This window comes from Acinetobacter sp. ANC 4216 (assembly GCF_004331195.1).
Taxonomy (GTDB): Bacteria; Pseudomonadota; Gammaproteobacteria; order Pseudomonadales; family Moraxellaceae; genus Acinetobacter; species Acinetobacter kookii.
On the sequence record NZ_SJOC01000012.1, the window covers coordinates 98585 to 111751 of the forward strand.

Genomic DNA, 13167 nt, shown 5'->3' on the forward strand with positions numbered 1-13167 from the left:
TTTTTATATCTTCAAAAATCGGAAAAACAGATTTAGTTAATAAAAATGATCGTTTTTACAATATTGGTTTTTTTACTTAATCTATCTTACATAGCAGGTAGCAAGAGATTGAAGTCAATGGCTTTATAAGCTCCTGCTTAGCGACCCAAATTTTTAGTTTACCCTCCAGGATGTATCTCCCCTAAGACATCCTATTTTCAGCCCAATCCGTGCTCTGGATTGGGCTTTTTTCATCTGAAAAACTAAGCATAAAAGAAGATGCCTCAGCGTCTTGAATCATCTTGACTGTTATTGCTGTTGTTGCTGTTGCATCCAGCGGCGCTGTTGCAGTTTTTCTCCTTCAACTTCACGCTTGTTCCGTGCAGATTCGTAGAGCTTGGTGCCTTTTAATTCAGGAGGCATATACTCTTGCAGTACGAAATGCTCTGGGTAATTATGCGGATATAAATAATCCACCCCATAACCCTGCTCTTTCATCAATTTGGTTGGGGCATTACGTAAATGTAGCGGCACAGGCAAATTGGCCGTTTTTTCTGCTAAATCTAAGGCCTTATTGATGGCCAGATAAGTGCTGTTACTTTTGGCACTGGTGGCCAAATACACCGCACACTGGCCGAGAATAATACGACACTCCGGCATGCCCACAGCCTGTACCGAGCGGAAACATTCGCCTGCCAGCAGCAAGGCGTTAGGGTTAGAATTGCCAATGTCTTCCGAAGCTGCGATCAGCATACGACGGGCAATAAACACCGGATCTTCTCCACCTTTCAGCATACGCGCCATCCAGTACAAGGTAGCGTCCGGATCACTGCCGCGGATGGATTTAATAAAGGCAGAGACCAGGTCATAATGCTGCTCACCCGATTTGTCATAGCGGGCAATGTTCTGCTGGGCTACTCTCACGACAATGGCATTGGTAATGCTATTTTCCAGTTCCGGTTCAAAGGTACTGGCAATTAAATCTAATAAATTAAGTGCCTTACGTGCGTCTCCAGCCGCAAATTGCAGTAATGCTTCGTATTCTTCAATTTGGATATAACGTTCTTTTAAAAATGCATCCTGCTGAATTGCCTTATTCACCAAGGTCTTAATCGCCTCGTCATCCAGCGCATTTAAGGTATACACCTGACAACGTGATAACAAGGCATTGTTCACTTCAAAAGAGGGATTTTCTGTGGTCGCTCCAATTAAGGTAATTTTGCCTTTTTCCACCGCATTCAATAAGGCATCTTGCTGTGACTTGTTAAAACGATGAATTTCATCAATAAATACGACCGGGGTCAGTAAATCGCCACTTTCGGCAATCACTTCACGCAGCTCTTTTACTCCGGTATTGAGTGCCGATAAACTGATAAATGGCCGATCCACCGCTTGAGCCAAAAGCAAAGCAATGGTGGTTTTTCCGACTCCCGGTGGTCCCCAAAAAATAATGGAAGGCAAATGTCCCTGATCAATCATCTGACGTAAGGGTGCACCTGCTCCCAAGAGATGATCTTGACCAATAATTTCGGACAAATCACGTGGGCGAAGGCGTTCAGGGAGTGGAATATGGCTCTCGGACATCTTGTTATTTCTTTGCTGTACTTAAAACAAGTCTACTATGTAATTTTAATATCGCGTATTTCAAATCAAGTGATTTACAAAAAATCATACTGTTATTTTAAAAAAAATATCCATCATCATGATGGATATTTTACGTGAATTACTTTTAAATAGAGTAAAGTGGCTTATCCAAAACAAGCAGGCCATCAGAGATACAAACTGAATCATTCTCCTTTTGTATGTTCACGGATATAATTATTGTGTGAAATAAATCACAATTTTAAGCATTTTGATTATTTAAATGGGTAAGCTTTATGGAATATATTTTCAAAAACAAGCGAAAACCTTTCAGTCAGGATGGCCAAACACCCGATCAGCAGTGCATTAAAACCCCTCAAACTCAATTGTCTGCCGAAAACATTATTATCCAAAATATCCTTGATCAATTACCGCAGCTGGTCTGGGTCAAGAACAAACAAAACCGGTATTATTATAATCAGGCAATTTGTGACTACATCGGTAGCCCTGTCAATTTATCGCATAATGATGAATGTCAAAGTTTCATTCATCCTGAAGATTACCCGAACTTTAAGGTACTTTGGCAAAATGCCTTGCACATTCAACAAGGCTTCGAACACGAATGCCGTATTCAACACCATCAACAGGGTTACCGGGTTTGCCGGGTTTCCGTTCAAGCGGCACAACATTTAGATAATATTGAATGGATGATCACTGCCACAGATATTCATGATCATTATTTAAAGCATAGCGAATTGCATCAGCAAGTGCTTGTACAGGGCAAAATGCTTGATGCCAGCGTAGACTGCATCAAGCTTTTAACACCACAGGGTCACTTGACCCATATGAACCGTTCCAGTTGTCTCGCCTTAGGCGTACCGGTCAATGAAAATAAGTTGGGTATGTCCTGGTTAAATTTACTGCCCGAATCCATTCAGCATTCGGGACAACACGCATTAAAACAGGCCTCTACGGGAAAAAATGCGCGTTTTGATGGCATCAGCATTATTGCCGGTCAGCCTCCGCAATATTGGGATACCATGTTAACTCCCATACTGAATGAGGATGGTTCGACCCAAAGTATTCTTTGTGTTTCCCGGAATGTCACCCAACAAAAGATGGCGGAAAAAAATCTGCAACAGGTGACTGAACTTGACGAATTGACTGGCTTATATAACCGTCGTGCATTCCATAAAATTTTTAAAAAGACCCTTCAAAATGCCCAGCATCAACAAGAATCTGTTGGTTTTTTGCTGATTGATTTAGACTATTTCAAGCATATCAATGATATCTTGGGTCATAGTGCAGGCGATTATTTAGTCCAGATTCTTGGTCAGCGCTTAAGTGGCTGTTTTAATGAAAAAGTCATGGTGTCACGTCTGGGCGGTGATGAATTTGCGATTATCGTGCCACATCTGCGTGATGAGGCTGAATTGATGAACATTGCACAAATAGCACGCCAGCAACTGGATAAGCCGATCTGTTATGCCGGGCAATATATTAATGGCGGAATGAGCATCGGTTGTGCCATATACCCGCGTGATGCAAAAAATAGCTCAACCTTGTTACGCTGTGCCGATGTAGCGCTGAATGATCTTAAAATCAGTGGCCGTGGCGGTATTCGAATGTTCACGAGTACCATGTTTAACAGCATCGCACTCACCACCAAACAGCTTTCGCTGGCGCGGGCAATTATTCAGCACGATAAAATTTTTCCGGTCTACCAGCCCAAGGTCAAGCTCGCAGACGGAACAGTTACCAGTTTTGAAGCGTTGCTGCGCTGGCAGGATGCAGAAGATCAAACCCAGCTCCCCTTGCACATTTCTTGCGCTTTTCAGGATTATGAACTGGCCACGCGAATCAGCGAAATTATTCAGCTCAAAGTCTTTCAGGATATGAGCCAGTGGCAGGAAGCAGGCCTGAAACTGTTACCCATTTCCATCAATGCGGCACCGGTTGAATTCTTAAGGGACAATTATGCAGAAACCCTGTTAAACCGGCTTGCTCAATTTAAGATTCCCCACCCTCTGATTGAAATAGAAATTACCGAACAAAGTCTTTCAGAGCATGGTTCCGACTATGTCATCCGTGCCTTGAACCTGTTAAAACAATCCGGGCTGAAAATTTCACTGGATGATTTTGGGACCGGTCATTCTTCCTTGACCCGATTAAGGGATTATCCGATTGATTGTCTAAAGATTGATCGAAATTTCATTAAAAATATACCGGACAACCCTTCTGATTTGGCAATTGTGAAGGCCATCAGCCAGATCGGTGCAAGCATTGCCTTAGATATCCTGGTCGAAGGCATTGAAAGTTCAGAACAGGTTGAAGTGCTGAAAGCTTGTGACTGTTCTACCGGGCAAGGTTTTTATTTTTATCATCCCCTGATCTTTCAGGAAGCCACCCCCTTATTAAATCCTGTGGCTGATGCCGCTCAGCCCCTCATTTCTTCTGCTTAGCCATTCAAGTTTATTCATGCTTGCAGTCCTCCTCTACTTTACAGGCTCAGGCAGTGACTTTATTAGCTGTCGAGGATTAAGGTTTTCAGGTGATTTCAGCCGAAGCTGACAGGAGGATGAACAGGCAATTAACGCACCCAGCGCACAATATATTCTTCAAGATCGTCTTCATTGACTTCCGTTTCGGAAATACAGCGGCCGGCTGCCGATTTTCTCGCCTTTATCACACTGTCAGGTGTTCCGGTATTTAAATAATGCCAGGCAGGTAAAGTCTTGCCTTCTTTTAAACGGCGATAAGCACAGCTCGGCGGCAGCCAGTGAATAGTATCTAACTTTTCTGGTGTCAGCTGAATGCAATCCGGCACATGGTCAAGTCGCTGCTCATAATTGCTACAACGTGCAGTCTGGCAGTCTAAAAGTTTGCAAGCCACCTTGGTATAAGCGACTTCTTGCAGTTCTTCATCTTCCAGCTTGATTAAACAGCAGAGACCACAACCATCACATAATGCCTCCCATTCGGCAGGATTAAGTTCAGTTAAAGCGTATTTTTTCCAGAATTGTGGACGCAATTGTTCAGTCATAACAGTGAAAAATTAAAAGAAAGCTGCTTATTATAACGTGTTCAAGTTCACAATGTAGGAATATGATTTTTACTTCAAATCATATATTTGCTGTCAAAATGAACATTTTTTAAACATAAGCATAACACTGTTGGAAATTATCCCCCCCTATACTGAATCTACTTTGAAAATAACAACACATGGAGAAAGCTTATGTTCCGTTGGGCGATTATTTTTGCAGTGATTGCACTGATTGCGAGTCTACTCGGTTTTGCTGGCGTCGCAGGATTATCGAAAGATTTTGCGATTATTTTACTCGTCATTGCCGTTATTCTGGCAATCGTCGGCTTCCTCTCTCGTGGAAGGGTTTAGTTGAATAACCTCTGTTAAAAACATCTCACTTAATCAAAAAAAGAGCCTGTTCAGGCTCTTTTTTATATCCGGTTTTTTTGATTCAGCTTTCCATCATCTACCTCTCAAAAGAACCGAATCAAAGTTAGCTATCTTTTTATCTAACTTATCTGGCTGTGGAGAGTTGTAAGCTCAAAATTAAGGGCGTAAGTGACGGGGTCTAAAACCTGTGGCCAATAAACCAATGGCATAAGCCACCACACCGGCGACACATAAACCGATCACTTCCAGAATCCGCATCCACTGCGATACATCTCCATTGTACAAGGTCAAGCCATACCACAGTGCAGCAACCATCGCGGCATTGGCAATCGCATATTGCAGAAACAGCTTTTTCCAGTGTCCGGCAAAGCGGAAAATATTGCGTTTATGCAAATAGAAATACAGCATGCCGGCATTGACCAGTGCCGAACCGGAAGAAGCCAAGGCCAAAGCCATATGCTCTGCATGCCAGTCAATCAGCTTAAAGAAACCAATAAACACCACGTTTAAAATGGCATTCGCGGCTACGGCCATCAGGCCCACACGCACCGGCGTTCGGGTATCTTGCTGGGCATAAAAGCCTGGGGCAAAGACTTTAATCAGCATGAAGGAAATCACCCCGGCACTCATACATTGCAAGGCCAAAGCCGTCATTTGCGTATCTTCAAAGGTAAATTGCCCCCGCTGGAACAAAGCCTGAATAATTGGCGTAGACAGCATAAATAAGGCAATACTGGCCGGAATACCGACCAGCATGATCACCTTGGCAGCCCAGTCAATCATGCTGCGGAACTTGGCCTGATCCTGTTCGGCATGACGTGCAGACAGCGAAGGTAAAATCACGGTACCAATCGCCACACCAATTAAACCTAAAGGCAATTCCGTCATCCGCTCGGCACTGTATAACCACGATACCGAACCATCCTGCATGAAGGATGCCCAAATGGTATTCAACAGCAGGTTAATTTGCGTGACCGAAACACCAAACAGTGCCGGGAGCATCAATTTCATAATGCGTTCCACACCTTCGTGCTTAAAATCCACTTTAGGTGGAATCAGCAGTTTTTTGCGCCACAGCTCTGGAATCTGAATCACCAGCTGCAAGATACCGGCAATCACCACCGCCCAACCGAGTGCCATAATCGGTTCGGCCATATAGGGCGTGAGCCACCACGCGCCTGCAATCATGGTGATATTCAATAATACCGGCGAAAAAGCCGGTGTTGAAAAAGAACCGTAACTGTTCAGGATACTGCTGGCAAAAGCCGTTAAAGACATAAACAGCAGATAAGGGATGGTCAGGCGGAACATGTCCGTCGCCAGGGCAAATTTTTCCGGGTCGTCATGGAAACCGGGTGCATAGATATATAGCACAGCCGGCGCTGCAATCATGGCAATAAAGGTGAGGGCGGTCATAAAGGTGGCCAGACAGCCAAAGACCCGACTAATCAGGATTTGCACTTCTGCATGAGTGCGCGTGGTTTTATATTCGGTTAGAACCGGAATAAACGCTTGCGAGAATGCTCCTTCGGCAAATAAGCGCCTGAAAAAGTTCGGAATACGAAAGGCCACCACAAAGGTATCGAAATCTTTACCCGCACCAAACACATTCAGCAACACCACATCTCGGACCAAGCCCAGCACCCGAGACAACATGGTCATTGTACTAACAATAAAGGTCGATCGCCAAAGCGCCATCGTAACCACCCAGTGAAAAAATTAAGTCGCTATTGTAATGAAACTCCACAGGGAGTTTCGTTGTTTAATCATAAAGCCCATTCATTCTTGATGGATTTTATGCTGCTGCAATAAAGTTCTGAATTTGACCCAGTCAAAAAATGGGCCTGGATCGGTTTTACGTCCAGGCGCAATGTCCGAGTGGCCGGCCAAATGTTGTAGAATTTTTGGATAAGCCACCTGCAATGCAGCCGTCACTTGCGCCAGCACTGCATATTGCACCTCGTCAAAAGGCAAATCATCACTGCCTTCCAGTTCAATGCCAATGGAATAGTCATTACATTCTTTTTTGCCCAGGTAAGTGGAACGTCCGGCATGCCAGGCCCGATCATTGAAGTTCACGAATTGCAGCACTTCCCCACTGCGTAAAATCAGCAGATGCGCAGAAACCTGCATGCCTTCAATGCTTTGAAAATAAGGATGCTGTGACCAGTCCAGCTGGTTCTGAAAAAACTGTTCAATATATCCCCCACCAAACTGTGACGGTGGCAGACTGATGTTATGTACCACCACCAGTTGAATTTCAGTCTGTTCGGGACGCTGATTATAATTGGGGGAAGCTACTTGCCTGGCACCGATTAACTGACCGTCGATGACCTGAAAAAAGGGTGCCTGTTGCATATGCCGATCCTGAGTCCTGTTCACATAAGCTGATGATTTTAGCGCAATCCTAAAACTTTAAACTTAAAATCTCAAATTCCCCAGATAAAATTGCTGCAAAAAAACAGTTCTTTTAAATGAACAATGCTAAAATAACGCGCAACTTTCATGGGTTAAAAAAGATACGGAAATACTGATGAGCATATCTCAATCTTTGCTTGAACAATCAATCGAAATCAACATTCAGCAAGCATTACAAGAAGATATTGGCGAAGGTGATATCACCGCTTTATTAACCCCTGAAGATGAACAGGCTACAGCAACCATCATTAGCCGTGAAGACATGGTGCTGGCCGGTCAGCCTTGGGTCAATGCCCTGATTCAGGCCTATGATCCAAAAGTACAGGTGACCTGGCTAAAAAATGATGGTGACCGCGTAAACGCCAATCAAGCCTTTTTAAAACTGGCCGGCTCTGCACGCAGCCTGCTCACGGTGGAACGCCCTGCCCTCAACTTTGTGCAAACACTTTCTGCGGTTGCGACCAAAACTGCTTTATATGTTAAAGAACTTGACGGCTTGAATACCAAATTGCTGGATACCCGTAAAACCTTGCCGGGCTTACGTATTGCACAAAAATATGCCGTGGCGATTGGTGGCGGTCAGAACCATCGCCTCGGTTTATTCGATGCCTTCTTAATTAAAGAAAACCATATTATGGCCGCGGGCGGGATTGCTCAGGCGATAGCCAAAGCACATAACATCGCACCGGGTAAACCGGTGGAAGTGGAAGTGGAAACCTGGGATGAACTGAACCAGGCTTTAGAAGCAAAAGCGGATATCGTGATGCTGGATAACTTTAGCCAGCAGCAAATGATTGATGCGGTGAAGCATGTTGCCGGTCGTTGCAAGCTGGAAGCATCGGGCAATATTACCATTGCAAACTTACGTGAAGTGGCAACGTCAGGTGTGGACTATATTTCGATGGGTGTGTTGACCAAAGATGTGAAAGCCGTGGATTTATCCATGCGTTTTAATGCTTGATCTCCCCTGCTCAACTCAATAAAGATTGAGTAAATAAAAAACGCACCGATGGGTGCGTTTTTTATTGCTGAGATGTTTAAACCAACAACTTACCAGCCTAAAGCTTCTTGCTGTTTTTTAATGAGTTCCTGGATGCCTTTTTCTGCCAATTCCAGCATTTCGTTACATTGCGCGCGGGTAAATGGCTTGTCTTCAGCCGTCCCCTGCAGCTCGATAAATTCGCCTGCCTGAGTCATCACCACGTTTAAGTCAGTTTGGCAATTTGAATCTTCTTCATAACACAGATCCAGTAAGGCTTTGTCCTGATACATGCCGACAGAAATCGCGGCCACCAGACCTTTCAACGGATCTTGCTTAATTTTCTTGGTTTCAAGCAATACATTCATGGCATCCACTAAAGCCACTGCTGCACCGGTAATAGAGGCTGTACGCGTACCGCCATCTGCCTGAATCACATCACAGTCGATGGTAATGGTGTTTTCACCCAGTTTTTTCAAATCGACCATGGCACGCAGGCTACGACCAATCAGACGCTGGATTTCCTGAGTACGGCCACTTTGTTTACCACGCGCGGCTTCACGGTCACTACGGGTATGGGTTGAACGTGGCAACATGCCGTATTCCGCAGTCACCCAGCCTTGTCCTTTCCCTTTCAAGAAACGCGGTACCGAATTATCAATACTTGCGGTACAAAGAACTTTAGTATGACCAAATTCAATCAACACTGAACCTTCCGCATAACGTGTATAGTTACGGGTAATTTTTACCTCACGTAATTGATCTAATGTACGTTGGTCGATACGCATAATGAGTCCTTGTTTTGGCTAAAATTCATTGCGGCCTAGTATAACAGAAGCAGGCTCTCAGGTTTTGCCCGGAGATTCTCCATTGGCAAAAACCATCAAGCCCAGACGCGTCCATTTAAGCTTGCATGAAATTCACTACCCGCCCTGCATATCCTTAAGCTTGTGATAGAATATCAAAAGCCCAATACGCCTTTTAATTTCTGTTTAGATTGGTCAAGGGTTGAGGTCCATGAATTTGGCAATGAACATTTGGCCAAACGCACCCAGACACTGCCGAACTGTTTAAAAAAGCTGGCTTCGTTATAGTGAATGCCATATTCATCACATAAGGCACGAATTTTAGGCGCCACTTCTGCATAACGGTTTGCCGGCATATCCGGGAACAAATGATGTTCAATTTGATGACTCAAATTACCGCTTAAAATGTGCAGCCATTCTGTGCCGCTAAAATTGCTCGATCCGCGAATCTGACGTAAGTACCATTCGGCGCGGGTTTCATTTTCAGTATTATCCGGTTCAAAGGTTTCGGCATCTTCCGTGAAATGTCCATTGAAAATCACTGCGGATGCCCAGAGGCTACGAATGACATTCGCCACGGCATTGCCGGCAAAGACTGGCAGTGCATTCGGACCTGCAATTAACGGGAAAAATACATAATCTTTGGCAATCTGACGGGTGGCTTTTTTACGGAATTTTGCCGACTCTTTCCACACCTCTTTCCAGGTTTTGGTTTTATAAACCAGTACATCTTCCAGATGTAAACCCTGTACGCCGACATACCATTCAAAGAACAGCATGAGCTGAATGGTTAAAGGAATATTAAATAAAAAACGCGGTTCCCATTTTTGCGATTCACTGACCCGAATCAGGCCATAGCCCACATCATGGTCCTTGCCAATAATATTGGTATAGGTGTGATGGATGTAATTGTGGGTATGTTTCCAGTCATCTCCGGTCGCCATGGTATCCCAGTCATAATTGGCACCGTTCAGATTCGGATCATTCAGCCAGTCAAACTGACCGTGCATCACGTTATGGCCCAGTTCCATATTTTCCACAATTTTGGAAATACCCAACAAGCCCGTGCCCAATAACCAAACTGGCGGAATCCAGCCGCCAAACATCAACATGCCACGGGATACAATTTCGCTATAACGGACAAAATCACGGATTTTATAAATATATTCGGCATCTTTTTCGCCAATACTGTCCATCACTTCACGGCGAATGGCATCGACTTTTTCACCAAATTCGGCAATTTGTTCAGGGCTTAAATATTTCGATTTACTGTTTTCTTGAAACTTCACTGACATATTCATTGTTTTTCTCCTGAGTGAGCATCGAACCCTGTTTTTAAAAGTGCGATCACTCACTAAATGGCGCTATTCAAGCGTTTTTATTTTTTAAAGGTTAATCACTACCGGACTCACGGCCTGGCTAATACATAACTTGATCTGGGTATTGCTATCGTGGTCGATTTCACCGGTCAGCAGGTTTTTGGTCGAACCACTGACTTTGGTACAGGTACAGGTATTGCAGATACCCATACGGCAACCATGTGCGGGTCTTAATCCCGCCTGTTCGGCACTTTCCAGCAAATTGGTTTTGGCTTCAAACTGTTGTTGAGCACGTAAAAACACCACCGGTTGCACTACTGCATTTTCATCAACCACGACCTGGAAATATTCCTGTCTGAGCAGATCGGGAATCCCCAGCTGTTGATAAATCTGGTTCAGACTCTGCATCATGCCCTGGGCACCACAGGCATAACTTTGACGTTGCTGAAAATCCGGTACGGTATTTTCAAGCAGTTCTGCGGTTAAATGTTGTTTATGGTTTAGAGTATTAAAATGATGATATTTAAACTGTGGATGCTGCTCGGCCAATTGCTGCAATTCATTATGAAAGGCATCATCACGCGTGAAATAAATCAGATCAATCTGGCTGACTTGTTGACGAATCGCCTGTTGCAATAAGGCATAAATAGCGGTGATGCCACTTCCAGAAGCCAACAACAGAATAGGCACTTGAGATGAACTTAAAGTGAAATCACCTTGAGCCTGAGAGATTTCCACCACACTGCCCGCCGTCAAACGGGTTAAAGCATTGGACACTTTGCCCTGACGTTTCACTGCAATCACGACATGACCGTTTGCGGCAATTTTGACAATGGAATAGCTTCGTTGCTCACGCACACCTGCAATCACGACAGTCACTAAAATGCTTTGTCCGGCACGAAAAGCGTCAGCACGAAAATTATGATTCGGCTGCAACTCAATTTGATAAAAATCGGAACTGAGCATTTGTACATCAACACTGCTGGCTTTGACTTTTTTCCAGGCCCATACCGGATTGATTTTTTCAGCAATAAAATCGACAAAATCTTCTCGAATCCATTGCGGCTGATATTGCATCACATGACTCATATGACGTTCCTCTTTTATTGCTGGCTATTTATTTGAGTGAACGGTTGTTCTTATAGTGAACACCTGTACACTATAAGGGTTTTTCAATTCAGTCAACACCTGTTCACTGACATTCGTCGTTTATTTTGTTTTTTTTTGATAGACTTCATGCAGAATTTTTTTAGAGTAGTCGAATGTCGATACGGGATGAGCGTAAACAGCAGAGCCGCCAAGCACTTTTAGATGCCGCGCTGGCTTTAAGCACGTCTGGGCGTTCTTTTAGCAGCATCAGTTTGCGTGAAATCGCACGTCATGTCGGCTTGGTGCCGACGGCGTTCTATCGTCATTTTCAGGACATGAACGAGCTGGGACTGGAACTGGTCGATCAGGTTGCCATGCATTTAAAAGGCATTTTGCATCAGCTGGGACAGGCCTATATCTATCAACCGAATACCAAAACCGAAATCAGCCTGGACCTGTTTTTTCAGGCGGTTGAACATCATCCTGAACCTTGGGTTTTTATGATTGCCGAGCGTTGGGGTGGCTCAGAAGTGATCCGCCATGCCATTGCACGGGAAATTAATTTTTTAATTGAAGACCTAGCCAACGATTTAGGTCAAGTTAAGACCATGCAGCACATTGGTAATGCCCAAGACCTGCAAGTATTTTCCAATATTTTAATTAACTTGTCTTTTACCTGGGCCATGACCTGGATGGACATTTGCCGGAAATTTCAGGGTCCGGAACGGTCAACACAGCAAAACCAGTTTAAGCTGCAAACCATGACTCAAGTGCATTTGATTTTCCGTGGCATCTCCAGCTGGGACCCATCCAAAGATTCTGCCTCTTCATAATTGAAGACTAGCCGATATAAAAAAACCGCCATGATGGCGGTTTTTTAGAGCCTGTTGCTTATTTGGCTTTACGCTCTTTTTCGACCAGGTAGCTGATCACTTGCGTCACTTTGGCATCTTCGCCTTGTACCACATATTTACCATTGACCACGACCGCAGGCACACCGCTCAATTGATATTGCTGTGCCAACTGTTTGGCTTGCGCTATTTTTGAAGTAATAGCAAATGAATTAAACATGCTGTTGAATTTGGCTTCAGGCACGCCATATTTTACAAAGAACTTGGCCTGGGAGTTTTGATCAAAAATCTGCTGGCCACCCGCATGAATGGCATGGAATAAAGGCAGGTGAGTTTTCTTGCGTACCCCTAATGCTTCAGACACGAAGTAGCCACGTGCTCCCTGTTCCCACACCGGATTCATGGCAGCCGGAGTACGGACAAAGTTGACATCTTTAGGCATTTTTTTCAGCCAGGTCTGCATATGTGGCTCTAAGCGATAGCAGTGCGGGCAGCCATACCAGAAGAATTCGCGCACTTCAATTTTTCCAGGTACCTGAACTTTACCCGGGTTAGCCACCACGGTGTAATCTTTACCTGCAACAAAATTTGCTGCCATTGCAGTGCCGGATAAGGCAAAAATAGCCGTCGCTACGCTACCTAAAAGAAATTTTTTCATTGACCTTATTGTCCTCTAAATCATTATGCTTAATTTATGCGATCACTATAAATCAATTATGCCGATTTCGTT

General features: G+C 44.3%; 12 protein-coding genes. 4 read left to right on the top strand and 8 right to left on the bottom strand.

Features of this window, described 5'->3' with window-relative positions:
• Positions 1–288 precede the first annotated feature (288 nt).
• Complete coding sequence (locus E0H88_RS11265) at positions 289–1563, bottom strand: replication-associated recombination protein A (RefSeq protein WP_131274225.1); 1275 nt, start codon at positions 1561–1563, stop codon at positions 289–291.
• A gap of 293 nt (positions 1564–1856) precedes the next feature.
• Here E0H88_RS11265 and E0H88_RS11270 point away from each other — a divergent pair, with 293 nt between their 5' ends.
• Complete coding sequence (locus E0H88_RS11270) at positions 1857–4022, top strand: sensor domain-containing protein (RefSeq protein WP_131274226.1); 2166 nt, start codon at positions 1857–1859, stop codon at positions 4020–4022.
• Positions 4023–4150: 128 nt separating this feature from the next.
• Here the strand turns inward: E0H88_RS11270 and E0H88_RS11275 are convergent, their stop codons facing one another.
• Complete coding sequence (locus E0H88_RS11275) at positions 4151–4603, bottom strand: YcgN family cysteine cluster protein (protein WP_131274227.1); 453 nt, start codon at positions 4601–4603, stop codon at positions 4151–4153.
• 192 nt (positions 4604–4795) lie between these two features.
• On the opposite strand from E0H88_RS11275, the gene E0H88_RS11280 reads away from it, so the two are divergent.
• Entirely contained in the window at positions 4796–4954 is a 159-nt protein-coding gene (locus tag E0H88_RS11280) for a DUF1328 domain-containing protein (protein ID WP_092820613.1), read from the top strand.
• 177 nt (positions 4955–5131) lie between these two features.
• Here the strand turns inward: E0H88_RS11280 and murJ are convergent, their stop codons facing one another.
• Both murJ and ampD read right to left on the bottom strand, forming a co-directional pair.
• Entirely contained in the window at positions 5132–6682 is a 1551-nt protein-coding gene (gene murJ, locus E0H88_RS11285) for a murein biosynthesis integral membrane protein MurJ (RefSeq protein WP_171259720.1), read from the bottom strand.
• Between the two features lie 72 nt (positions 6683–6754).
• Complete coding sequence (gene ampD / locus E0H88_RS11290) at positions 6755–7333, bottom strand: 1,6-anhydro-N-acetylmuramyl-L-alanine amidase AmpD (RefSeq protein WP_131274228.1); 579 nt, start codon at positions 7331–7333, stop codon at positions 6755–6757.
• 175 nt (positions 7334–7508) lie between these two features.
• Between ampD and nadC the strand changes: the two genes are divergently transcribed.
• A complete protein-coding gene (gene nadC / locus E0H88_RS11295) occupies positions 7509–8354 on the top strand; it encodes a carboxylating nicotinate-nucleotide diphosphorylase (RefSeq protein ID WP_131274229.1) in 846 nt (281 codons plus the stop codon).
• Between the two features lie 89 nt (positions 8355–8443).
• On the opposite strand, the gene rph is transcribed toward nadC, so the two are convergent.
• From rph to E0H88_RS11310, 3 genes are all read right to left on the bottom strand, one after another.
• Positions 8444–9160, bottom strand: a complete 717-nt coding sequence (gene rph, locus E0H88_RS11300) for a ribonuclease PH (RefSeq protein WP_092820605.1) — start codon at positions 9158–9160, stop codon at positions 8444–8446.
• A 173-nt stretch (positions 9161–9333) separates the two neighbouring features.
• Positions 9334–10479, bottom strand: a complete 1146-nt coding sequence (locus E0H88_RS11305) for a fatty acid desaturase family protein (RefSeq protein WP_131274230.1) — start codon at positions 10477–10479, stop codon at positions 9334–9336.
• A gap of 84 nt (positions 10480–10563) precedes the next feature.
• Positions 10564–11586: a ferredoxin reductase gene (locus E0H88_RS11310; protein ID WP_131274231.1), complete on the bottom strand. Its 1023-nt coding sequence runs from the start codon at positions 11584–11586 to the stop codon at positions 10564–10566.
• Between the two features lie 173 nt (positions 11587–11759).
• Here E0H88_RS11310 and E0H88_RS11315 point away from each other — a divergent pair, with 173 nt between their 5' ends.
• Positions 11760–12419 (top strand): TetR family transcriptional regulator, encoded by a 660-nt coding sequence (locus tag E0H88_RS11315; protein WP_131274232.1) that lies wholly within the window; start codon positions 11760–11762, stop codon positions 12417–12419.
• Between the two features lie 58 nt (positions 12420–12477).
• On the opposite strand, the gene E0H88_RS11320 is transcribed toward E0H88_RS11315, so the two are convergent.
• Positions 12478–13095 carry a thiol:disulfide interchange protein DsbA/DsbL gene (locus E0H88_RS11320; RefSeq protein ID WP_131274233.1) on the bottom strand — a complete coding sequence of 206 codons (618 nt, stop codon included), beginning with the start codon at positions 13093–13095 and terminating at the stop codon, positions 12478–12480.
• Positions 13096–13167 lie beyond the last annotated feature (72 nt).

Excerpts from the sequence above, each read along its gene's own strand:
- E0H88_RS11265 (WP_131274225.1), bottom strand. The coding sequence starts at position 1,563 with ATGTCCGAGAGCCATATTCCACTCCCTGAACGCCTTCGCCCACGTGAT.
- E0H88_RS11270 (WP_131274226.1), top strand. The coding sequence starts at position 1,857 with ATGGAATATATTTTCAAAAACAAGCGAAAACCTTTCAGTCAGGATGGC.
- E0H88_RS11275 (WP_131274227.1), bottom strand. The coding sequence starts at position 4,603 with ATGACTGAACAATTGCGTCCACAATTCTGGAAAAAATACGCTTTAACT.
- E0H88_RS11280 (WP_092820613.1), top strand. The coding sequence starts at position 4,796 with ATGTTCCGTTGGGCGATTATTTTTGCAGTGATTGCACTGATTGCGAGT.
- ampD (WP_131274228.1), bottom strand. The coding sequence starts at position 7,333 with ATGCAACAGGCACCCTTTTTTCAGGTCATCGACGGTCAGTTAATCGGT.
- nadC (WP_131274229.1), top strand. The coding sequence starts at position 7,509 with ATGAGCATATCTCAATCTTTGCTTGAACAATCAATCGAAATCAACATT.
- rph (WP_092820605.1), bottom strand. The coding sequence starts at position 9,160 with ATGCGTATCGACCAACGTACATTAGATCAATTACGTGAGGTAAAAATT.
- E0H88_RS11305 (WP_131274230.1), bottom strand. The coding sequence starts at position 10,479 with ATGAATATGTCAGTGAAGTTTCAAGAAAACAGTAAATCGAAATATTTA.
- E0H88_RS11310 (WP_131274231.1), bottom strand. The coding sequence starts at position 11,586 with ATGAGTCATGTGATGCAATATCAGCCGCAATGGATTCGAGAAGATTTT.
- E0H88_RS11315 (WP_131274232.1), top strand. The coding sequence starts at position 11,760 with ATGTCGATACGGGATGAGCGTAAACAGCAGAGCCGCCAAGCACTTTTA.
- E0H88_RS11320 (WP_131274233.1), bottom strand. The coding sequence starts at position 13,095 with ATGAAAAAATTTCTTTTAGGTAGCGTAGCGACGGCTATTTTTGCCTTA.